The organism is Mesorhizobium sp. YL-MeA3-2017 (genome assembly GCF_030814575.1).
Lineage (GTDB): Bacteria > Pseudomonadota > Alphaproteobacteria > Rhizobiales > Rhizobiaceae > Mesorhizobium > Mesorhizobium terrae.
The window spans coordinates 4,131,835-4,155,290 of the sequence record NZ_JAUSVH010000001.1; the positions used below are offsets into that span (position 1 = coordinate 4,131,835).

Here is a 23,456-nt window from a genome sequence, read left to right on the forward strand (position 1 = left end):
CAGGGCAGGGCAGTTCGCGCGGGGGAATAGTATTGAAATCAAAGGCATCCGGACAGAAGCCTGTCCGTAGTGGCGAGGTTGCGCATACCCCATGCGCCCCACAGCCGAGATCGCCGAGCCCCGACTTTTTTCGGGTGCATCGGCTTTGCGCGGCGCGTGCGCCGCTGAGGCCCCCTTTTACCGCCGACATTGAAGCATGCGGAGCATAATCGTGAGTGCTGTAGGAATTTCCACGACGCCGGCCAATCGGTCCGCGCTGCGTATCGTCATCGCCTCGTTGACAGCCGCGCTGACGGCCTCCGTCGCACCGCTGGCGCTGATCGTGGCAGCGGGACCAGCGCTGGCCGACAGCATCGGCCAGAACGGCGGGAATGGCGGCAATGCGCCGAATTCCTCGACGGCGGGCTCCGGCGGCGGGGCTGGCCCCGCCGGGGACAGTTCGACGACGGGTACGGGCGGTGGCTGGGGAGCTACGGGCGGTTCCGGCAATGGCGGCGGCGGCGGCGGTTCGGACAGCGGCGGCGGCGGCGGCCAAGGCAAAGGTTACGGGTCGGGCGGCGGCGGCGGCGGCGCCGGCGGCGCCGGGCTCACACTGACCACGGGCCTTACCAACAACGCCACGATCGCCGGCGGCAATGGCGGCAATGGCGGGTCCGGCGCTTCACTATACAACCAATCGTACAACGTTGGTGGAGGAGGAGGAGGCGGTGGCGGAGGCTCCGGCATCATCGTCACGACAGGCGCGAATCTTACCAATTCCGGAACGATTACGGGCGGTGGCGGCGGCGGCGGGGCCGGGGGCGTCGGCCCGGGCGCTGGCGACGGCTTCGCAAATCCGTACGGCAACGGCGCAGGCGGCAACGGCGGCAACGGCATCACCGCAACGATTTCCAGTGGGCTGACGATCACCAATTCCGGTACGATCCGGGGCGGGGGCGGCGGAACAGACTTCCTGAATTACCAGCCCTATCGCCCGCAAGCCGGCGGCTACGGCATCATCGGCCAGAACCTGACCATCAACAACAGCGGCACGATCCTGGGCGGCGCGCGCGGGGGCGCGGGCGGCCTGTCTGGCAGCCTCAACACCGCGATCGTCATCACCGGCGGCACCAACAGCATCACCGCGCTCGCGGGCAGCAACATCGGCGCGATCGAGCTCGGCGGTAATACGAAGCTGGCGGGCATCTTCAACAATACGGTCCAGGTCAATGGCGGCGTCACCGTGACCGTCACCGGGGCAGACGCGTCGGGTGACGTTTCCGGCATCACGACGCTGACGAACTACGGGACCATCTCGGTCGGAAGCGGCCGTACCCTGTCGGCGGCCACCATCGGCAATGCTGGGACGATCAGCCTGGCTGACGCAGCAGTGCTTTTCGGCACCGGCAATACGCTGAACAACGGCGGTACCATCAATGTCGGCACCAACGGCATCGTGATGGACAATGGTAACATCAACAACAATCCCGGCGGCTTCATCAATTTTAATGGTCCGGGCGGTACGGCGATACTTTCTCCCGGAGCCGGATACGCCGTCAACAATAGCGGCACCATCAATGTCGTCGGCGGCGACGTCAACGTGCAGATGAGCCCCATCAACAACCAGAACAACGGCATGCTGTCGCTCACCGGCGGCGACATGTTCAATGTCTCCACCTTGGAAAATTCGGACACGGCGACCATCAATGTCGGCGCGGGCCGCAAGCTCAGCCTGCAAATCCTCAACCTCAATGGCGGCAGCGTTACCGGAACAGGCACGATCGAAGCCGCAAATTCGTTCAATATCTCGAATACCGGTACGATCGACGCGAAGCTGACCGGCACGGCTTATCTGCTCAAAGGTGCGCCCGGCACGATGGTCCTGACGGGTGCCAACAGCTATACCGGCGGTACGACGGTCAATGTCGGCATGTTGATGGCCGGATCGGCGGGCGCTTTCGTGGGCAACACGGCCTATACGGTCAATACCAACGGCGTGCTCAATCTAAGCAGCTTCGGGCTCACGATGTCGTCGCTATCGGGCACCGGCGGAATTGTCGCGCTTGGCTCGGCCGCTCTCACCGTCAACCAAACTGCGAACACCACCTACGCCGGCGCGATCACCGGCAGCGGCAGCTTGGCCAAGAGCGGTTCGGGGACATTCGTCCTCACCGGTCCCAACACCTATTGGGGCGGCACCACGGTGTCGGGTGGCACATTGCGTGCCGGTTCGGCCACAGGGTTCGTGGCGAACACCGATTACACGCTCACCGGTGGCACGCTTGACCTCAACGGCTACGACCTCACCATGTCGAGCCTCTCGGGCAGCGGCGGTGCGGTGGCGCTCGGCGCGGCCAATCTTACCGTCGACCAGGCTATCAATACGACCTTTGCCGGTGGGATTACCGGGACGGGTGCGCTCACCAAAAGCGGAACCGGCATACTCGCGCTGCTGGGTACCGGCAGCTATAGCGGTGGCACGACCGTGAACGACGGCACGTTGCGGGCGGGATCGGCGGGTGCCTTTGTGGCCAACACGGCTTACACGGTCAATGGCGGCACGCTCGACCTTAACAACTACAATCTCACCATGTCATCGCTGTCGGGTACCGGCGGCACCGTGGCGCTCGGTTTGGGCAATCTCACCGTCGATCAAGCGACGAACACCACCTTCGCCGGTGCTACCTCGGGTGGAGGCACCCTCACCAAGAGCGGCGGCGGCGCGCTGACATTGACCGGCGCCAATGCCCATACCGGTGACACCACGATCAGCGGCACCGGGGCATTGCGCATTGGAGACGGCGGCACCAGCGGTTCGATGGCTGGGAACATCATCGACAACTCCGTGCTCCAGTTCAATCGGTCGGATACCTCCACATATGCCGGCAACATCTCGGGAAGCGGGGTAGTCGAGCAGATCGGCACCGGCAGGACGATCCTGACCGGCACGCACAGCTATAGCGGCCTCACATCGATCCACGGCGGCACGCTGCAGCTTGGCGATGCCGGCACGACCACCACCATCGCCGGCCCCGTGAAGGTGTGGGGCGGCGGCACATTGGACGTCGTCAATGCCAATATGAGCGCCATCGGCAACGTCGAGAACGCCGGCACCACGAATTTCCGCAATGCGGCAAACGCTGGTACCGCTCAGATTACCAACGATGCGGGCGCGACCCTCGCCTTCCACGATACCAGTACGGCAGGTACGGCCAACATCACCACTCATGGTGGCAGCGTTGCCTTCAACAACGATAGCAAGGGCGGCAGCGCCACGATCACCAGCGTCTCCAACGGTTCGCTGGCGTTCAACGACACCAGCAATGCCGGTGCCGCCACCATCATGAACACCTTCGGTTCGTTGACCTTCAGCGGCGATAGCAAGGCTGGAACCGCTGGCATCACCAACCACAGCAGTTTCGCGTTCAGCAACAACAGCTCGGCCGACAGCGCCGTCATCACCAATCTCGGCGGTACGCTGAATTTCAACGGCACGAGCCTGGGTGGCAGCGCGACCATCATCAACTCCGCCACCGTCGCCTTCAACGACACCAGCAGCGCCGGTCGTGCCAACATCGAAAACAACACGGGGCTCAGTTTCAACAATTTCGCCACGGCGGGCGATTCCATCATCACCAACAAAAGCGGCGCGACGCTGGATTTCAACGACACGAGCAACGCCGGGGGCGCCAACATCACCAATGATGGCACCGCGACATTCTCTGCCGACGCGAGCGCCGCAAACGCCATCATTACAAACAACAACAGCCTGACGTTCCAGGGCAACAGCACGGCAAGCGCCGCGGCCATTACCAACAATGCCGTCTTGAACTTTACCGGCAATGCCACGGCATACAGTGCCACCGTGACCACCGACGCCGGCGGCGCCACCCGCTTCCAGGGCAGCAGCAACGGCGGCACCGCACGCTTCATCACCAAAGCCGGCGGCCTCTTCAACATTTCCAGCCTGACCGGGACCGGCACGACCGCGGGTTCGATCGAAGGCGCCGGCGCATATTATCTCGGTTCGAAGACGCTGACCGTCGGCGGCAACCACCAGTCGACCGAAGTCGATGGCGTCATAGCCGACAATGACGGCGGCGCCATTGCTGGCACCGGCGGTTCGCTCGCCAAGACCGGTGCCGGAACGCTGACGCTTTCAGGCGACAACACCTACACCGGTGGCACGACGCTGCTGGGGGGCGCCGTGCAGGCTTCGAGGGACGCCAATCTGGGCGCAGCCTCCGGCGCCCTGACCTTCAACGGTGGAGCGCTCAAACTCGGCGCCGCGTTCAATCTCGCCGCGACGCGCCAGATCACGCTCGCCGCCGCCGGCGGCACGATCGACACCAACAGCTTTGGCACTGAGATATCGCAAGGCATCACCGGCACCGGCGGATTGACCAAGACGGGTCTTGGGACCCTGACGCTTTCCGGCGATAGCGACTATACCGGGCCAACGACGGTGAGTGACGGCAAGCTGCTGGTCAACGGTTCGATCAAGTCGACCGTCACGGTCGACACGGGCGCCACGATCGGCGGCACCGGAAAACTGTCGAATACGATCGTCAACGGCACGCTTGCGATCGGCAACAGCCCGGGCAAGCTGACCGTCGATGGCGACCTGACCCTTGGGGCAAGCTCCACCAGCCTGTTCGAACTCGGTGCGCCCGGCATCGTGGGCGGGCCGCTAAACGATCTTGTCTATGTCACCGGCAACCTCACGCTCGGCGGCACCTTGCAGACGCCGGCTGCCGTCTCCGGTTACTACCGGCTCTTCAACGTCGATGGCACCGTCTCCGGCGACTATTCCAGCGTGCCGACGGACGCCAGCGTGCAGACCGCGATCCCCAACCAGGTGAACCTCTTCATCCAGCATGCGGGCCAGATCGTGCAATTCTGGGACGGCGCGGACAGCGCCGGCAATGGCTCGGTCGACGGCGGCGCGGGGACCTGGAGCGCGGGTGGCACCAATTGGACGGGCGCACCCGGCGCCGCTAATTTCAACGACCAGTGGCACGGCTCTGTCGGCGTGTTTTCCGGCACCGGCGGCCTGGTTTCGGTCAGTGGGCCGGTCGCGTTCGAAGGCATCCAGTTCACGCAAGACGGTTACAAGATCGCCGGCGACGACCTGATCCTGAGCGGCGACAGCGCCGGCAATACGGCCGCAAGTTTCATCACTATTGCAGGTGGTGCGAATGCGGAGATCGAGTCGGTGATCACCGGTGCCGCCGGCATCGGCATCGACAAATACGGCAGCGGCACACTGACATTGACTGGCGCCAGCACCTATACCGGCGCCACGACGATCAAGGCGGGCACGCTGGCGCTGGCCGGCAAGGGCAGCATCGCGCAATCCAGTGTCGTGGCGGTGGAAGACGGCACATTCGACATTTCGGCAACGACCTTGCCGTTCCCCGCGATAACCAGCCTTGCCGGAACCTCCTCGGGAACGGTCCAGCTCGGCACGAAGGGGCTGGTCATTGGAAACGGCTCGACCGAGTTTGCCGGTTCGATCAAGGGCAATGGCGGACTGGAAATCGCCGGTGGCACGCAGACCTTGTCCGGCGTCAACACCTACACCAACGCCACCCAGATTGATAACGGCGCCAAATTGGCGCTGAAGGGAGCGGGTTCGATCGCCACTTCCGCCTATGTCGGCTTCGCGCTCGGTGGCACGCTGGATATTTCGCAGACGACGACCGGCGCCAGTGTCCGTGGCCTTGCCAGCACGACGGGGACCGGCATCGTTGCGCTTGGCTCGAAGACGCTGACCATCACCAACGGTTCCGTGTTCGGCGGTTCGATCCGCGATGGCGGCATCGCGGGCGGCTCGGCTGGCAATGTGGTGATCGCCAACGGCGCCACGCAGATGTTCTCCGGCGTCAACACGTATGCCGGTTCGACCACTGTCGATGCCGGCGGTACCCTGCAGCTTTCCGGCGACGGCAGCGTGTTTACCTCCAGCGGCGTCGTTGCCAACGGTGTCTTCGACATTTCCGATCAGAGTACGGGCTCCGGCCCGGGCATCAAATCGCTGACCGGCGGCGGAGCCGTCTATCTCGGCGGCCGGGATCTCACCATCGCCAACGCCGGCGGCACTTTTTCCGGCGTGATCAGCGATTGCGGCGCGACGGGTACGGACTGCTACGCCGGTTCGACCGGCGGCGGCCTCGTGCTCGCAGGTGGCACGCTGACGCTGACGGGCGCCAACACCTACAGCGGTGGCACTACGGTGGGTTATTTCGGAGCGCCGGAAAGCACGACGCTGGTGGTGACCAACAATCAGGCGGTCGGCACCGGTCGCGTCCTCTTGAACGCGGCGGGTATCTTCAAGGCGGGCGCTGACGGGCTGACCTTCAACAACCGCTTCGCGGTCAGTCCGAGCTACGGCACGATCGACACCAACGGCCACACCATGACGATTGCCGGCGTTATCGCCGACAACGGCGATCCGGGCACCCTGCACAAGATCGGCGCTGGCACGCTGGTGCTGACCAATGCCAACACCTATGGCGACGGCACGGTCGTCAAGGCCGGCACGCTGCAGCTCGGCAACGGTGGCACCACCGGCTCGATCCTGGGCAACGTCGAACTCGGCGGTATCCTCGCCTTCAATCGCTCCGACGCCTACACCTCCTCCGGCGTCATCTCGGACATGGCGGGCAGCCACGGCCAGGTCGTGCAGAATGGTACCGGTGTCGTGAAACTGACCGGCACGAACAGCTATTCGGGCGGCACTTTCCTCAACAAGGGCGTTGTCGCTGTCTCCAACGACGCCAATCTTGGCAACGCGGCTGGAGGGCTTACCTTCGATGGCGGTACGTTGCGCTACGACGCGGCGTTCGATCTCGCCGCTACGCGTACGGTTACGCTCGGCAATGGCGGCGGCACTTTCGACAGCAATGGCTTCACCGCGGGCGTTGCATCAAACATTGTCGGTTCGGGCGGACTGACCAAGACCGGCACCGGCTCATTGGTGCTGTCCGGCACCAACAACTACACCGGCCAGACCACGGTTTCGGAAGGCGCGCTCACCGCGAGCAAGGCCAACGCCTTCTCGTCCCACAGCGCGGTTTCGGTGGCGAGCGGCGCGCGCCTCGATCTCGGCGGTCTCGACCAGGTCATCGGCACGCTGTCCGGTGCCGGCTCCGTCGCCATGGGTAGCGGTGCCCTGACCGTGAACGAGACCAGCAATTCCACCTTCTCCGGCGGCATCTCCGGCGGCGGAAGCTTCACCAAGACCGGCGCTAGCAAGCTGATGCTGTCGGGAACGAGCACCTACACCGGCCAGACCTTCGTCAAGCAGGGCACCCTGTCGGTGAACGGCTCGATCGCATCGTCGTCGGGCATCACGGTGGACGCTGGCGGCACGCTCGGCGGCACCGGCACGGTGTCTTCGGTCACCGTCAACAGTGGCGGCACGCTGGCGCCGGGCAATTCGATCGGTACGGTCAACGTCGCCGGCAATCTGGCGTTCGGTGCTGGCTCGACCTATGCGGTCGAAGTCGATCCCGCTGCTGCCGACCGCACCAATGTCACCGGCACCGCCAATCTGTCGGGTGGCACCGTTGCGACCAGTTACGCCACGGCGACCTACATCCAGAAGACCTACACCATTCTCAACGCGTTGGGCGGGCTCGGCGGCACCACATTCGCCGGGCTGACCGGGACGACGCCGACCGGCTTCACCCAGAAGCTCGCCTATGACGGCACCAACGCCTATCTCGTGCTCGACCTCGACATACGCGAGCCTGGAAATCCCGGCGGGCCGGGCAACCCAGGCAATCCTGGTGGGCCAAGCTTCGATCCGCTCAACCGCAACCAGCGCTCTGTCGCCAACACCATCGTCGGCTATTTCGACGCCAAGGGCGGTCTGCCGGCGGAATTCGGCGCTCTTGACCAAACCGGTCTCTCGCTTGTGTCCGGCGAGGCAACGGCGGGTGCGATCAGCGCTGGCATCCAGAGCACGGATCAGTTCCTCGGCCTGCTGGCGGGCGAGGCGTTGACGGGTCGCGCCGCGCCGGCCGCTTCCGCTGGAAGCGGTACGGCCGCCTATGCCGAAGAGCCGACCGATGGGAAGGCGCAAACCGAACTTGCCGCTCTCGGCGGCAAATCCGGTCGTGTCGCCGATCCTCTTGCCAGGATATTCGACAGCCGCTGGCAGAGCTGGGGTGCGGCCTATGGCGGCTCGGCCGAGATCGGCGGAGACGCGGCCGCCGGCTCGCATGATACGGACCTGAACACGTTCGGGCTTGCCGGCGGCATCGCCAGGCGGTGGAACGACGGCGTGCTCGGCATCGCGCTTGGCGGCGGCTCATCCGACTTCCACCTCGCCGACAAACTGGGTGGCGGTCAGGCGCGCTTCTTCAATGCCGGCGCATTCGCAAGGCACGACTTCGGCGACGCCTATGTTGCGGCGGCTGCCGCCTATACATTCTATGATGTCGAAACCAGCCGGACCGTGCTTGGCAATTCGCTCTCGGGCGATTTCAACGCACACGCCTTCTCCGGACGCGTCGAGGCCGGTTATGGCATCGAGACGCCGGTTGCGACGCTCACGCCTTACGCGGCCTTCCAGGCGATCGCCTACCGGATACCGGGTTATGCGGAGACCGGCCTCGGCAGCTTCGGGCTCGCCTACAAGGGCAACACCACGACCGTCACCCGCACCGAGCTCGGCGCCCGGCTGGACCGTACGGTCGGCCTCGAGAACGGTGCAGCCTTGGCGCTTTCGGGACGTCTCGCGCTCGCCATCAATGGCGGCGACAGCATCGGCTTCACGGCCGGCTTCCCGGCGTTGGCCGGTACTTCCTTCTCCATCGAGGGGGCAAATCCGGACCACTATTCAGCGCTGGTCGATGCCGGTGCCGAATACAGCACCGCATCTGGTTTCTTCGCTGGGCTCTCTCTCCAGGGCGAGTTCTCCGGCAATGTCCAGAACCTGTCTGGAAAGGCCAAGGTCGGCTTGCGCTGGTGAGGTAACGGCATCATCGCTACTGGCGTTCAGACGAAATGAAAACGGCGGCCCTCAGGCCGCCGTTTCTGCAATGAAGGAGCGGGGTTTCCTAGATCTTCACTGTCCCGTCTGCCGGTTTTATCGCGTGAAGCTTTGGGCGTTGCCCGCGTCGACATTGATGATGTTGCCGGTCGATTTGGCCGACATGTCGGAAGCCAGGAAATAGACCGCTTCGGCGATGTCTTCGGGAAACACCGAACGTTTCAGCATCGAACGCTTGCGGTAATGTTCCTCCAGATCGTCCGGCTGCATCGCATAGGCGGCGGCGCGTTGTTCGCGCCATTCGCCGGTCCAGATCTTGGAGCCGCGCAACACCGCGTCGGGATTGACCGTGTTGACGCGGATCTGGTGCTCCGCGCCCTCCAGTGCAAGACAGCGCGCAAGGTGGATTTCAGCGGCCTTGGCCGTGCAATAGGCTGCGGCGTTGGGTGAGGCGGCCAGGCCGTTTTTCGAAGCGATGAAGACGATGTTGCCGCCGAGCTTCTGTTGCTTGAAGGTGCGGAAAGCCTCGCGCGAAACCAGGAAATACCCCTTGGCGAGGATGTCCATGTTGCGGTTCCACATCGACAGTTCCGTATCTTCGATCGGTGCCGAGGATGAGATGCCCGCATTGGAAACCAGGATGTCGACGCCGCCGAATTCCACCGCGCTGTCGGCATAGGCGGCCGCGACGCCGCTCTCGTCCGTCACGTCGAGCCTGGCAGCGCGCACGAAATCCTTGCCGAAGGCGTGGCCCAGTTCTTCATGCGTGGCGGTGAGCGCCGCCTCGTCGATGTCGGCAAGCACCACGCAGGCGCCTTCCCGCAACAGCCGTATCGCCGTCGCCTTGCCGATGCCGCCGGCGCCGCCGGTGACGAAGGCGATCTGGCCGGCCAGCGATTTCGGCTTCGGCAGGCGCTGCAACTTCGCTTCTTCCAGCGGCCAGTATTCGATGTCGAAGGCTTCCTGCGCCGGCAAGCCGACATAGGACGACACGGCGGAAGCGCCGCGCATGACATTGATGGCATTGACGTAGAATTCAGCCGAGACGCGTGCCGTCGCCTTGTCGGCGGCGAAGGTGAACATGCCGACGCCCGGCATCAGATAGACGACGGCGTTAGGGTCGCGCATGGCGGGTGAATCCGGATGCTTGCAGCCGTCGTAGTAGGCTTGATAACCGACACGATACGCTTCGATAGCGGCGGGCAGGGCATCGGTCACGGCATCGATGTCGGGCTTGGCCGGGTCGAAGCCAATGACCAGCGGCCTGATCTTCGTGCGCAGGAAATGGTCGGGGCAGGATGTTCCGAGTGCCGCCAGCGCGTCGAGTTCGCGGGAATTGACGAATTCCAGCACTGCTTGAGAGTCGTCGAAATGACCAATCTTGCGCATGCCAGACGATGAAATCATGCCCCGGATCCGGGGCATCAGCCGCGCCGCGATGGCACGGCGTTCCTGTACGCCAAGCGGCGCGACCACGGCGCCGCCAAAGGCCGGCTTGCCCTTGGTCTCGTGTTCGAACCACTCGATCGCCTGGTTGATCGTGTCGATCGTGGTCGTGTAGCAGGCCTCCGGCGTGTCGCCCCAGGTGAACAGGCCGTGGCTTTCCAGAACCGCGCCCTTGGCCGCCGGGTTTTCCTGGCAGAACTTTTCCAGCCAAAGTCCGAGTTCGAAGCCCGGCCGTTTCCACGGCAACCAGCCGATCGCCTCACCGAAGACCTTTCTGGTCAGCTCGCGTGAATCCCGCGCGGCGGCCAGCGCGATGATGGCGTCGGGGTGCATGTGGTCGACAAAGGGCTTCGGCACATAGGCATGCAGCGGCGTGTCGATGGAGGCCGCGCGCGGATTGAGGTTGAAGGTGCAGTGCGGCAGATAGCCGACCATCTCGTCTTCATGCGCGAGACCGCGATAGAGCCCCTTCAGCGCACGCAGCTTGTCCATATAGAGGGTGGCGAAGCCGTCGAGCTTGATCGACGCGCTGTCGCCGCCCGAGCCTTTAACCCAGAGCACCTCGGCATCCTCGCCGGTCAGCGGGTCCTTCTGCAGGACTTTGGATGAAGTGTTGCCGCCACCATAATTGGTGACCCGTTTGTCGGATCCCAAAAGGTTCGACCGGTAGACGAGCCGTTCCGGCTCCGTCATCGCGGCAGCCTTGCGATCGTCCCACAGATTGGCGAGCCGTGCGGACTGTTTGTCGGGCATCTCGGATCCTCCCGCCGCGCCGCCTCGGGCGCGATACTTTGTGCATCAATTCAAGCCACGACGTGCACTTTGTCAATCGCAAAAGATCAAACTAAATCACAGTGCATTGCAATATGACGTATGTGCAGCGCAATATGATTGATATTTTCCACAAACCGCTTGCGTGATTGTCTGTTTTGCGTAACTTAGCTCATGACACCTAGTTTCTGGTGTCACGGGAGGATTTGGCTTGAACGATTTGGTCCGCCAGCGGCAGATCATCGAGCTTTTGCGTGATCGGCCCTTTGCGTCGGTGCGCGAGCTGCAGGAGCGTCTCGGCGTGTCGGCCGCGACGGTGCGGCGCGACATCGACAAGATCGACCTGTCCGGCGGAGCGCGCAAGGTTTATGGCGGCGTCTCCGCGTTGGACGGTTCCGCCCAGGCGCCGGCGTTTGCGCGTCCCTATGATGAGAATCGCGACCTTGCCGTCGATGCAAAGCGCCAGATCGCCGATCTCGCCGCGACCCTGGTCGTCGATGGCGACACCGTCATCGTCAATGGCGGCTCGACCTGTTATCACCTCGGCGTCAAGCTTGCCGACCGCAACATCCGTCTCTTCACCAGTTCCATGCCGCTCGCCGCCTATCTCGGCGAGCACGGCAAATGCAGCCTGACCATCGCCGGCGGTGAACTCCACCGCGAACCGGGCGTGATCTATTCACCGTCGCAGCCGGCGAATTTCTTCGCGTCGAAATTGTTTGTCGGCGCGCAAGGGGTCAGTGCCGACGGTCTGCTGGAATCGCATCCGCTGATGGTACGGGCCATCCAGGAACTGAGCCACAATGTCGACCAGGTCATCGTGCTGGCCGACAGCCGCAAGTTTTCCATCCATGCCCGTCATGTCGCGCTGCCTTTGTCGCGCGTCGGCATGCTGATCACCGACGACGGTTTGTCGGACCAGCACGCCAAGATGCTGGACGCGGCGGGCATCGCGCTGCGCATCGCCCCGAATGGGTGGCTTGCATGAGCGGAGCGCTTGCGGTTTTTGACCTTGGCAAGACCAACTCGAAACTCTTCGTGTTCGCGCCCGATGGCACGCTGCTGGATGAGCGGCGCACCAAGCCGGTGTGGAAGCCGTTTCGCGGACGCAATGTGCTCGACGACGATCGCCTGTTTTCCTGGATGAGAACGGAACTCGCCGAAGTCGTCGCCGCGCACGATGTTGGCGGCATGACGGTCTCGGCGCATGGCTGCGCCTTCGCGCTCGTGCGCGGCACCGAGCTTTTGCACCCGATCCTGGACTATGAGCAGGAAATCCCGCAGCCGACCGCCAAAATCATCGATCCGATGCTGCCGGATTATTCGGAGACCTACACGCCCTGGCTGCCGCTGGGTTTTTCCATCGCCCGCCACATCTACTGGCTGGCGACGGAAGAGCCGCAGACATTTGCCGCCACCGAGGCGATCCTCTGCTATCCGCAATATTGGGGCTGGCGCTTCGCCGGTCGTCCGCTGGCGGAATGGTCCTATCTCGGTGCGCATAGCCAGCTATGGGCGCCCTTGAAACGCGACTTCTCCTCGCTGGTTGACCGGTTGGGCTGGCGCGAGAAATTCTCCGAGATCGCGCCGGCCGGCGCCGTCATCGGCGAGGCCAGGATCGAGCTGGCCGATGGCACAAGCCGGTCGATCTCAGTTCACAACGGCGTGCACGATTCCAACGCCGCGCTCGCCTACTACCGCATGACCGGACTGACGGGTTTCACCCTGGTCTCGACCGGCACCTGGGTCATCATCATCAATCTCGACTGTCCGCTGGGCGCCCTCGACCGCGAGCGCGACATGATCGCCAACGTCACGGTCGACGGCGAACCGGCGCCTTCGCTGCGTTTCATGGGCGGCAGGGAATATGATCTGATCAGCGACGGCTGGAATCGGCCGATCTCGCAGGAGGCGGTCGAGCGTGTCATGGCGCGCGGCATCTTCGCCATGCCGTCCTGGGCAGCAGGCGGACCGTTTCCTGAGATCAGGGGCCACATCGTCGGCGGCGAGGTGGAAGGAGAGGAACGTGCCGCGGTGGCAGCACTCTATGTGCTGATGATGACGGACCTGTCGCTCGATCTGATCCATTCCGACAATCTGCTTGTCGTCGACGGCGGTCTGGCCAAGATCGATCTGCTCACCGCCATGTTGGCTCAGTTGCGCCACCGGCAGACGGTCGTTCATTCAACGACGAGCGAGGGCTCCGCCACGGGTGCCGCCGCACTCGCCTTCAAGGCGCTCGGGCGGTCGCCGTTCCGGGACGAGACTGTCCCCATCGCGGCAAGCGAGGTATCCGGCCTCGAAACCTATCGCGACCGCTGGCGCGAACTGGCCGACCGGGCCCGCGCGGCCGCGCGGGCAGAGCTACGAAGCGCCAATGGTGTGGCAGGAGTTGGCGCATGAACGCGGCCGCCCCTTATGTCAGCCTCGCCGGCATGTCGAAATCCTTCGTCGGCATTAAAGCGCTGAAGGATGTCTCCTTCGACGTGCGTCCGGGTGAAGTGCATGCGCTTCTCGGCGAGAACGGTGCCGGCAAGTCGACCTTGATCAAGATGATGTCGGGCCTCTATGCGCCCGATGCCGGCACCATCACGGTCGACGGCAGGCAGGTGAAATTCGCCTCCACGCGCGACGCGTCGGCCGCCGGCATCGCCACCGTCTATCAGGAGCTGTTGCTGTTTCCCGAACTGACGGTCGCTGAGAATGTCTTCCTCGGCAATTATCCGCGCCGGCCGGGTGGCTGGATCGACTGGGGCGAGGTGAGGGCGCGCACGCGCGCGCTGCTCGACCAGCTCGATACGTTCGACCTCGACGTCGACGCCAAGGTGCTCACGCTATCGGTGGCGCAGCGCCAGCGTGTCGAGATCGCCAAGGCGCTCTCCAAGAACGCGCGCATCCTGATCATGGACGAGCCGACCGCCTCGCTGGTGGAATCGGATGTGCAGCGCCTCATGACGGTGGTGCGCCAATTGCGCGAGCGCGGCGTCGGCATCGTCTATGTCAGCCATCGCATGTCCGAGATTTTCGCTTTGGCCGACCGCGTCACCGTGCTGCGCGACGGCGGCTTTGTCGGCACCAGGGACATCGGCGAGGTCGACGAAGCCAAACTGGTTTCCATGATGGTCGGTCGGCCGATCGACAGCCTGTTCCCCAAGGCCGAAGCCGCCATCGGCGACACTGTGCTGGAGGTGAGGAACCTCAATCATGGCCGGCATGTCCGCGACATTTCCTTTTCCCTGCGGCGCGGCGAAATCCTCGGCGTCGCCGGCCTGGTCGGCAGCGGCCGCACGGAACTCGCGCTCACCCTGTTCGGCATGACGCCGGCGACCTCGGGCGAAATCACCCTTGAGGGCAAGGCGGTGCGCATCACGTCGCCGCGCCAGGCGCGCGACCTTGGCATCGCCTATGTGCCGGAGGACCGCGGCCAGCAAGGGCTGGTGAAGCAGATGGCCATCCGCAAGAACGTCTCGATGGCGTTGATCGAGCACTTTTCGACAGGCATCTTCATCAAGGCCGGCGAGGAAGCGCAGCGTGCGCTCGCGGCTGTGAAGCGCTTCAGTGTCCGCTGCCGCAACATCGGCCAGGCGGTTGGCGAATTGTCCGGCGGCAATCAGCAGAAGGTGGTGATCGCCAAGTGGCTGGAGACCAGTCCCAAGGTGCTGATCCTGGATGAGCCGACGCGCGGTGTCGATGTCGGCGCCAAGGCGGAAATCCACACCATCATGGGCGAGCTGGTGAAGCAGGGGGTGGCGATCCTGATGATCTCGAGCGAACTGCCGGAAGTGCTCGGCATGAGCGACCGCGTCCTGGTGATCAGCGGCGGCTGCATCACCGGCGAGATCGCCCGGGCCGACGCCACGCCGGAACGGGTCGGCATGGCGATGACCGCGCACCGGGCTGGAGAGGCGGCATGATGACAACCGCCGTCGACCTTCCGCCGACCCGGCCGGTCTCTGGCGTGCAGAGACCCGGGTTCCTCAGGCGCCTGTTCTCGGACTATGGCCAGGAACTGGTCGTGCTCGGTGCCATTGTCGCGCTGTTCGCGGTGGTGACGCTGGTCAATCCGCGCTTTGTCAGCGCCAACAATCTGACCACGATCTTTTCCGGCAACGCCTATATCGCCGTCGCCGCCATCGGCATGGCAATGGTCATCGTCACCGGCCATATCGACGTGTCGGTAGGTGCGCTCATCGGCGTGCTGGCGACTATTTCCGGCACGCTTGCCGTCGCCGGCTATCCTGTCTGGGTGGCATGGCTGGCACCCGTCTTGGTCGGCATGGCCGTCAACGCGATCATCGGCGTCCTGGTCGCCTATGCGCGCATCCCATCCATCGTGGTGACGTTGGGCGCGCTGTCGATCCTGCGCGGCGGTTTGATCAGCGTGACCGGCGGCACCTGGATCACCAACCTGCCACCCGATTTCCTGATCGCGCAGAAAGATGTGTTCGGCCTGCCGGTCCCGCTCGTCACCATGGTCGTCCTCACTGTTCTCGCCGCCCTGTGGATGCGCTTCTCGGCCTTCGGGCGTTCGCTCTATGCCATTGGCGGCAATGCGGAAGCAGCGCTCGCCACCGGCATCCCGGTCGAGCGCCGCACCGTTGCGGTGTTCGTCATCCATGGCGCCTTTGCCGGGCTGGCCACGATCCTGTTCGCCACGCAGCTGCAGGTGATCCAGTCCACCGTGCCGCCCAATCTCGAACTCACCGTCATCACCGCCGCCGTCATCGGCGGCGTGTCGATCCTCGGTGGCTCCGGAACCGTCATCGGTTCGACGCTGGCAACGATCCTGTTCGCCACGATCGGCTCGGCGCTGATCTTCGTCAATGTTTCGGCCTATTGGCTGCGCGCGGTGATCGGCCTGCTGATCCTGGCAACCGTGCTTGCCGACATGCTGCGCCGTCGTAGCCGGATATGAGGATGGCCGGATGAACCTCAGATCCCTGATCCGTCACGAAACGTTCCTGGCTTTGCTACTGGTCGTCGTGCTGATCGTCTTGTCGTTCCAGTCGGACCGTTTCTTCACCGTCTCCAACCTGCTCAACCAGGGCCGGCTGATGACCGAGATCGGGTTGATCGCGATCGCCATGACCTTCGTCATCGCAACCGGTGGGATCGATCTTTCGGTCGGCTCGATCCTTGGGCTGACCGCGATCCTGACCGGCGTCTTCTGGCAGAATGTCGGCATGCCGCTGCCTGCCGCTGCTGCGGCCGCGATCGCGGTCGGCACGCTGGCCGGTTTCGTCAATGGTGCCATCATCACCCGTTTCGGCGTGCCGCCGTTGATCGCGACGCTGGCGACATTGGCGCTCTATCGTGGTCTTGCGGAAGGCATCAGCCAGGCGCGCTCGGTTCGCGGTTATCCGGACTGGTTCTATGTTCTTGGTCAGGGCGAGGTGCTGAGCGTTCCGACCCAGCTCTGGATCCTGGCTGCGGCAGCGGTCGTCGCTTCCATCATCTTGGCCTATACGCGCTGGGGCCGCACGGTCTACGCCATTGGCTCCAACGAAGTCGCCAGCCGGTTTTCCGGCCTTTCGGTGGAGAGGACGAAGCTCGCGCTCTACACCGCCTCGGGTTTCGCCGCCGCCGTCGCCGGGGTGATCTTCGTGTCGCGCGTCTCGACCACGCGCTCCGATATGGGCACCGGCATCGAGCTCGATGCCATCACCGCCGTCGTGCTTGGCGGCACCTCGATCTTCGGCGGTCGCGGCACCGTCGTCGGCACCATGATCGGCCTCTGCCTGATCCAGGCGTTGAAGAACGGTCTGTCGCTCGCCGGCGTCAAGGGCGACGGCACCATCATGCTCATCGGCGCGGTACTCATCCTGGCGATCCTCGCCAGCAACCTCTTCGAGAGGAGCGGCACTCGATAAAACAAGGGAGAAGCGTCCTTCACTGCCGCTCATCAGTGTCCGGACGAACAATTGGAGGATGAAATGCGTAAAATAGTGCTTCCCGCACTCCTGGCTCTGTCCTTCTCGACAAGCCTCAGCCATGCCCAGTCGCCGTGGACCGGCGGCGACGAATTGCCGACCAACCCTCTCGCCTGCGATGCAACGCCGGCAAAGGTGGCTTCCAAGCCTTACGATGGCGGCAAACCGACCAATGCGCCGGACCGCAAGGGCAAGACGCTGAAAGTTGTGGATGTGCCGAAACTCGTCGGCATCGGCTACTTCAACGCCACGTCGAAAGGCATCGCCGACGCGGCCAAGGAAATGGGCTCGATGGAGGCCAAGACCGACGGTCCGAGCAAGGCCAATATCGACGACCAGATCACGCTGATCGACAACTACATCACCTCCGGCGTCGACGGCATCCTGTTTGCCGCCAACGACCCGGTCGCCATCGCCCCGGTGCTGAAGAAGGCGCTCGCCGCCGGCATCAATGTCGTCGGCTACGACGCCAATTCGACGCCGGACGCCCGCCAGTGGTTCGTCAACCAGGCCGAGTTCAACGGCATCGCCAAGGCGATGGTCGATTCCATGGCCAAGGAAGCCGGCGAGGATGGTGCCTTCGCCATCGTCACTTCCACCTTCACCACGCCGAACCAGGCGCGCTGGATTTCCGAAATGGCGGCCTATCAGGCCAAGTGCCATCCGAAGATGAAGTGGCTGGAAACCGTTGAGGCACAGGAGGACAACATCCTCTCCTTCAACCAGACCAACACGCTGCTCAACAAATATGGCGATGAGCTCAAGGGCGTCTTCGGCATGACCAGCGTTGCGACGCCTGCCGCCGCCGACGCGGTCACCCAGGCCAAGAAGTGCGGCAAGGTTGCCGTGGTCGGTCTCGCCACGCCAAATGCGATGAAGCCCTATGTCTCGACCGGCTGCGTGAAGTCGGTGGTGCTGTGGAACCCGGTCGATCTCGGTTATGCGGCCGCCTATGTGCTGCGCGCGACGGCCGACGGTACCTTGGCCGCAGGCGCCACCTCGGTGAAAGCGGGCAAGTTGGGTGATCTCTCGGTTATCAACGGCTCCGAAATCCTGCTTGGCGCGCCCACCGTGTTCACCAAGGACAACATCAACAACTTCGACTTCTGAGGTTGAGCGGGGACGATAGCCCCCCTTCCGCGCCGGCTTCAGGCCGGCGCGGTTACTGCATCGGCCAGAAAATCGGAATCGATTTTCGGTAGGCACGATGCAGCAGATAAAAAGTGCCAGAGCGTCCTTTGCGCGTCCAATTGGACGCGCGGCGCTCTAACCGGCCTGCAAGCGGTGATCGAGGAGGATGGCATGGAAATGATGATCGACGCCGATGCGGTCGAGGCGAGCAATGCCGCGCGTGAGCGGGCCTTGCGCGCCGATTATGCCGCGCTTGGCGAGCAGCTCGACCGCCGCGGCATCGCCATCGCCGAAATTTTGGACAAGGCCGAGGCCTTCGCGGTTGCCATCCCGTCCTGGGGCGTCGGCACCGGCGGCACGCGTTTCGCGCGCTTTCCGGGCGAAGGCGAGCCGCGCGACGTCTTCGACAAGATCGAGGATTGCGCCGTCATCCAGCAGCTCACCCGCGCTACCCCCACCGTTTCGCTGCACATTCCGTGGGACAAGGCCGATCCGCGGCGCCTGAAACAGGCGGCCTCGCGCTTCGGCCTCGGCTTCGACGCTATGAACTCCAACACCTTCTCGGACACCGCCGACCAGAAGCTTTCCTACAAGTTCGGCTCGCTGTCGCATGCCGACGCGGCCGTTCGCCGGCAGGCGGTCGACCACAACATCGAATGCATCGAGATCGGCAGGGAAATCGGTTCGAAGGCGCTGACGGTGTGGATCGGCGACGGCTCCAACTTTCCAGGCCAGGTGAATTTCGCCCAGGCCTTCACGCGCTATCTGGATTCGATGAAGGCGATCTACGCGCAGCTGCCGCCGGACTGGCGCCTGTTCACCGAACACAAGATGTACGAGCCGGCTTTCTATTCCACCGTCGTGCAGGATTGGGGCACCAACTACATCATCGCCCGCGAACTCGGGCCGAAGGCTTTCTGTCTGGTCGACCTCGGTCACCATGCGCCCAACGTCAACATCGAGATGATCGTGTCCAGGCTAATCCAGTTCGGCAAACTGGGCGGCTTTCATTTCAACGACAGCAAATATGGCGATGACGATCTCGACGCCGGTTCGATCGATCCCTACCGGCTGTTTCTCGTCTTCAACGAACTGGTCGAAGCCGAACTCTCCGGCGTCGACGGGTTCAACCCCGCGCATATGCTCGACCAGAGCCACAACGTCACCGATCCGATCGAGAGCCTGATGCTGTCGGCGGTCGAGGTGCAGCGCGCCTATGCGGCGGCGCTGCTGGTCGACCGCAAGGCGCTGGCGGCGTTCCAGGACGGCAACGACGCCTTGATGGCCACGCAGACGCTGAAAGCCGCCTACCGCACCGATGTCGAGCCGATCCTCGCCATGGCTCGTTTCAACCGTGGCGGGGCCATCGACCCCGTCGCTGCCTACCGCGCCAGCGGCTACCGCCGCAAGGCGGCGGTGGAGCGGCCGGCCGTCGCGTCTGGCGGTGGGGGCATCGTCTGACGCGGCGGCCGCGGGGTGTCTTTGTATGCGAAATCTCGATCGGGAGCCTGATCATGTCCAAGCGCATCGCCTTCCGGATGGTGCTCAATCCCGGGCAGGCGGCCGAATACAAGAAGCGGCATGACGAGATCTGGCCGGAACTCGCCAAGGCGCTGCGCGACGCCGGCATCTCGGACTATTCGATCTGGCTCGATCCCGAAAACCAACCATCTCTTCGCGACGCTTTTGCTGGCCGACAACAACACCATGGACAAGTTGCCCGAGACCGAGATCAACCGCCGCTGGTGGGATTTCATGGCCGACATCATGCTCTACGACGCGCGCAATCAGCCCGTCGTCGTGCCGCTCGACAACGTCTTCCACATGGCGTGAGAGCGTGTCGAAACCACCGCGGGGTGCCTGCATGCCGCGACCACAACAACGAAGGCCGATGCCGCGAAGTCTTTCCGGTGCCGACAGCAGAAAATGAAAGGCCGATACGATGAAGGATGCAGCGCTGCGCAAGGAGATGGTGGCAATCTGCCGTCGGATGAATGCCGCCGGCATCAACCAGGGCACGGCCGGCAATCTTTCGCTGCGCGCTGGTGACGGCTTTCTCGTCACCCCGTCGGGCATGCCTTATGAAACCATGGTGCCCGAAGACATTGTCGAAATGGATTTCGACGGCACCTATGCCGGGCGCCGGCCGTCATCGGAATGGCGCTTCCACCGCGATATCCTGAAGACGCGCGGCGATATCAACGTCGTGTTGCATTGCCATTCGGTCTACGCCACCACGCTGGCCTGCCACTACAAGACCATCCCGGCCTTCCACTACATGACCGGCGTTGCCGGCGGCTCGACGATCCGCTGCGCCAAATACGCGACGTTCGGCACGCAGGCCTTGTCCGACCATGCGCTGGTGGCGCTTGAGGGGAGGCTTGCCTGCCTGCTCGGCCAGCACGGCCAGATATCGCTGGGCGCGACGCTGGAGGCGGCGCTGTGGCTGGCCATCGAGGTTGAAACCCTGTCGCGCATGTATGTCCAGGTGCTGACCCTGGGCGAGCCGCCCGTCTTGCCCGACGACGAGATGGCCCGCGTGATCGAGCAGATGCGCAAGATGAGTTATGGCCTGGCCCCCGATGCCGAAGGCATCAACGACGCCGCCCGTGCCCGGGGCGGCTGACGGGCAGGTTCGCCGGCGCTGCCGCTATTCTCGTCGGCGCCGCCATGACGTCCATCACCCGTTTGCTTGAAGCCAGCTCGGCAGGCCACGTGCCTTTCACGCGGTCCGTTCGCAAATTACGGTCGGATAAGAACAATACCAGTTTAACACCTGAAAAAAATTCTGCATAAAGGTGCTGTCTCGAAGTGGATGGTTCCGATGGGCGATCAGGCGATCCTCGATTTTCTGGCTGCTGCACTGGCGGGTGAGAGCGGCGAACCGCTCTACCGCCGGCTCGAAGATGCCTTCAAACAAGCGATTGGCGCGGCCCGCCTCAAGCGCGGGGCCGTCACTCCCAGCGAGCGCGTGCTTTGCGATGCGCTCGGCATTTCGCGCGTCACCGTGCGCAAGGCGATCGACGGCCTCGTCGCCGACGGCCTGCTCGACCGACGCCAGGGCGCCAAGACCGTCGTCGCCTCGCGGGTGGAGAAGTCGCTGGCGACCATGACCAGCTTCTCGGAGGATATGCGTTCGCGTGGGCTCGAGCCCGGTTGCGTGTGGATTTCGCGTGTGATTTCGCGGCCTTCGCCGGTGGAAATGATGGCGCTGGGCATTTCGGCCGGCGAGAAGGTGGTGCGGCTGACCCGTCTGCGCACCGCCGACAACACCCCCATCGCCATCGAGACGGCGACATTGCCGGCGCGCTTCGTGCCGGATCCGCTCGCGATCCAGGCCTCGCTCTACGATTATCTCGAAGCCAATGGCGCGCGTCCGATGCGCGCGCTCCAGCGCATGCAGGCGAAGCCCGCCAGCGAAGAGGAGCGCCGGCTGCTGGCAATTCCCGAGGACGCCAGTCTGTTGATCATGGAGCGCCGCTGTTTCCTTGCCGACGGCCAGATCGTCGAATTCACCCAGACCAAGTACCGCGGCGACGTCTACGATTTCGTCATCGAGCTGACGCGATAATACCAGTTTAAAGCCTGTTGCAATCTGGTCTTATATTGCTACCGTGTTCCCATCGAGGGAGTGCCAGCGTGCCGATTGATATCCAGGCCCTGAAGAGCGGGTTGATCGTCTCGTGCCAGCCGGTAAAGGGCGGTGCGATGGACAATGCGGTGATGGTCGTCGGCTTTGCGCTCGCTGCCATCGACGGCGGCGCCGCCGGTCTGCGTGTCGAATCCGCCGATTATGTCGCCGCCGTGCGCAAGGCGACGCCGCGGCCGATCATCGGCCTTATCAAGCGCGACCTTGACGACAGCTCGGTGCGCATCACGCCATGGCTGGAAGATGTCGAGGCGCTGGCAGCCGCCGGCGCCGACATCATTGCCTATGACGCCACCCAACGCCCGCGCCCGGTTGCCACCAGGGTACTGGTCGACGCCATTCATGCGCGGGGTCGGCTGGCCATGGCCGATTGTTCCATCATCGCCGACGCTGAGCAGGCGCTGGCGGAAGGTGCCGACATCGTTGGTTCCACCCTTGCCGGCTATACCGGCTCGGTCGAGCCGACCGAACCCGATTTCGCGCTGATCGGTGCGATGCGCCGCTTGACCCCCTATGTGGTTGCCGAAGGCAACATCCGCACCCCGAAACAGGCCTCGCAGGCGCTGGTCGCTGGCGCCTCGATGGTGGTCGTCGGCTCGGCCATCACCCGGCCTGAGCATGTCACCGGTTGGTTCCGCGCCGCCCTCGATGAAACCGTCGCCAAGGCGGGTGCCCGATGGCCGTGAGCGAAGCCGAGACGGTCCTGGCGCTCGACATCGGCGGCACCAAGATGCTGGCCGCGCTTGTCGCGGGCCGCGAGGTCGTCGAAACGTCAAGAATGCCGACACCGGCCGGCGGCAATCCGGACGAATGGCTTGCCGCGCTGTTCGGCGAAATCTCGGCATGGCGGGGGCGCTATCGCAAGGTCGGCGTCGCCGTCAGCGGCGTTGTCGATGACGGGCTCTGGTCGCCGCTCAATCGCCGCACCCTCGACATCCCCGACCGCTTCCCGCTGGTCGCATCCGTCAGGCGCCTCAGCGGCCGCGACGCGGTGCTGGCCGCCAACGACGCCCAGGCTGCCGCCTGGGGCGAGTATTCATACGGAGCAGGGCAGGGCGTCGATATGGTGTTCCTCACCATTTCGACCGGCATCGGCGGCGGCATCGTCGTCAATGGCCGCCTGCTCGGAGGCATGGCCGGAAATTTTGGCCAGTTCCGCGGCCTGGACGAGGCGGCAGGCACGCTGGAGGACAGCGTGACCGGCCGCTGGATGGCGGCCGAGGCGGCGGCTTATCTGCCGGGCGCCACGGCGCGCGACGTCTTCGAGGCGGCAGGCACCCACGACTGGGCAAAGAGCATTGTTACCACCTCGGCCGGCCGCACCGCGGTCCTGTGCCGCAACCTCCAGGTCGCGCTCGACCCAAGGCGCATCGTCATCGGCGGCGGCATCGGGCTGGCGCCCGGCTATCTGGAAGCCGTGCGCGCGGCACTTTCCAGCCTGCCGCTGCGGCTGATGCCGCAGCTCCATGCCGCCACGCTCGGCGAAAGCGCGGGTGTCGTCGGCATCGCCAGCCTTTCAAACCAAGAAGACCAATCGGGAGGAAACTGA

At 64.2% G+C, this 23,456-nt stretch carries 11 protein-coding genes and 2 pseudogenes; 12 read left to right on the top strand and 1 reads right to left on the bottom strand.

From position 1 onward, the window contains the following. Positions 1–211: 211 nt before the first annotated feature. Positions 212–8,959: a beta strand repeat-containing protein gene (locus QFZ88_RS19520; RefSeq protein WP_024927044.1), complete on the top strand. Its 8,748-nt coding sequence runs from the start codon at positions 212–214 to the stop codon at positions 8,957–8,959. 117 nt (positions 8,960–9,076) lie between these two features. Here the strand turns inward: QFZ88_RS19520 and QFZ88_RS19525 are convergent, their stop codons facing one another. After that, positions 9,077–11,179: a bifunctional rhamnulose-1-phosphate aldolase/short-chain dehydrogenase gene (locus tag QFZ88_RS19525; RefSeq protein WP_024927043.1), complete on the bottom strand. Its 2,103-nt coding sequence runs from the start codon at positions 11,177–11,179 to the stop codon at positions 9,077–9,079. 229 nt (positions 11,180–11,408) lie between these two features. Between QFZ88_RS19525 and QFZ88_RS19530 the strand changes: the two genes are divergently transcribed. The 11 genes and pseudogenes from QFZ88_RS19530 to QFZ88_RS19580 all read left to right on the top strand — a co-directional run bounded on the left by QFZ88_RS19530 (position 11,409) and on the right by QFZ88_RS19580 (position 23,456). Next, on the top strand, positions 11,409–12,185 hold the full coding sequence (locus tag QFZ88_RS19530) for a DeoR/GlpR family DNA-binding transcription regulator (RefSeq protein ID WP_024927042.1): 777 nt from the start codon (positions 11,409–11,411) through the stop codon (positions 12,183–12,185). Continuing rightward, on the top strand, positions 12,182–13,600 hold the full coding sequence (locus tag QFZ88_RS19535) for an FGGY family carbohydrate kinase (protein ID WP_024927041.1): 1,419 nt from the start codon (positions 12,182–12,184) through the stop codon (positions 13,598–13,600). Before QFZ88_RS19530 ends, QFZ88_RS19535 begins: the two co-directional genes overlap by 4 nt. Then, positions 13,597–15,111: a sugar ABC transporter ATP-binding protein gene (locus QFZ88_RS19540; RefSeq protein WP_024927040.1), complete on the top strand. Its 1,515-nt coding sequence runs from the start codon at positions 13,597–13,599 to the stop codon at positions 15,109–15,111. The genes QFZ88_RS19535 and QFZ88_RS19540 overlap by 4 nt, the downstream gene beginning before the upstream one ends. After that, a complete protein-coding gene (locus QFZ88_RS19545) occupies positions 15,108–16,112 on the top strand; it encodes an ABC transporter permease (RefSeq protein WP_024927039.1) in 1,005 nt (334 codons plus the stop codon). Before QFZ88_RS19540 ends, QFZ88_RS19545 begins: the two co-directional genes overlap by 4 nt. Positions 16,113–16,122: 10 nt before the next feature. Next, entirely contained in the window at positions 16,123–17,067 is a 945-nt protein-coding gene (locus QFZ88_RS19550) for an ABC transporter permease (RefSeq protein ID WP_024927038.1), read from the top strand. 63 nt (positions 17,068–17,130) lie between these two features. Then, positions 17,131–18,237 (top strand): substrate-binding domain-containing protein, encoded by a 1,107-nt coding sequence (locus tag QFZ88_RS19555; RefSeq protein WP_024927037.1) that lies wholly within the window; start codon positions 17,131–17,133, stop codon positions 18,235–18,237. A gap of 192 nt (positions 18,238–18,429) precedes the next feature. Further along, positions 18,430–19,719, top strand: a complete 1,290-nt coding sequence (gene rhaI, locus QFZ88_RS19560; protein ID WP_024927036.1) for an L-rhamnose catabolism isomerase — start codon at positions 18,430–18,432, stop codon at positions 19,717–19,719. Positions 19,720–19,772: 53 nt separating this feature from the next. After that, a pseudogene (rhaM, locus tag QFZ88_RS19565) lies at positions 19,773–20,091 on the top strand (L-rhamnose mutarotase). A 109-nt stretch (positions 20,092–20,200) separates the two neighbouring features. Next, positions 20,201–20,884, top strand: a complete 684-nt coding sequence (locus QFZ88_RS19570) for a class II aldolase/adducin family protein (protein ID WP_024927035.1) — start codon at positions 20,201–20,203, stop codon at positions 20,882–20,884. Between the two features lie 198 nt (positions 20,885–21,082). After that, entirely contained in the window at positions 21,083–21,829 is a 747-nt protein-coding gene (locus tag QFZ88_RS19575; RefSeq protein ID WP_024927034.1) for a GntR family transcriptional regulator, read from the top strand. A 137-nt stretch (positions 21,830–21,966) separates the two neighbouring features. Further along, positions 21,967–23,456 (top strand): annotated as a pseudogene (locus QFZ88_RS19580) (putative N-acetylmannosamine-6-phosphate 2-epimerase).

Coding starts and splice junctions, on each gene's coding strand:
- QFZ88_RS19525 (WP_024927043.1), bottom strand. CDS start 11,179: ATGCCCGACAAACAGTCCGCACGGCTCGCCAATCTGTGGGACGATCGC.
- QFZ88_RS19535 (WP_024927041.1), top strand. CDS start 12,182: ATGAGCGGAGCGCTTGCGGTTTTTGACCTTGGCAAGACCAACTCGAAA.
- QFZ88_RS19540 (WP_024927040.1), top strand. CDS start 13,597: ATGAACGCGGCCGCCCCTTATGTCAGCCTCGCCGGCATGTCGAAATCC.
- QFZ88_RS19545 (WP_024927039.1), top strand. CDS start 15,108: ATGATGACAACCGCCGTCGACCTTCCGCCGACCCGGCCGGTCTCTGGC.
- QFZ88_RS19550 (WP_024927038.1), top strand. CDS start 16,123: ATGAACCTCAGATCCCTGATCCGTCACGAAACGTTCCTGGCTTTGCTA.
- QFZ88_RS19555 (WP_024927037.1), top strand. CDS start 17,131: ATGCGTAAAATAGTGCTTCCCGCACTCCTGGCTCTGTCCTTCTCGACA.
- rhaI (WP_024927036.1), top strand. CDS start 18,430: ATGGAAATGATGATCGACGCCGATGCGGTCGAGGCGAGCAATGCCGCG.
- QFZ88_RS19570 (WP_024927035.1), top strand. CDS start 20,201: ATGAAGGATGCAGCGCTGCGCAAGGAGATGGTGGCAATCTGCCGTCGG.
- QFZ88_RS19575 (WP_024927034.1), top strand. CDS start 21,083: ATGGGCGATCAGGCGATCCTCGATTTTCTGGCTGCTGCACTGGCGGGT.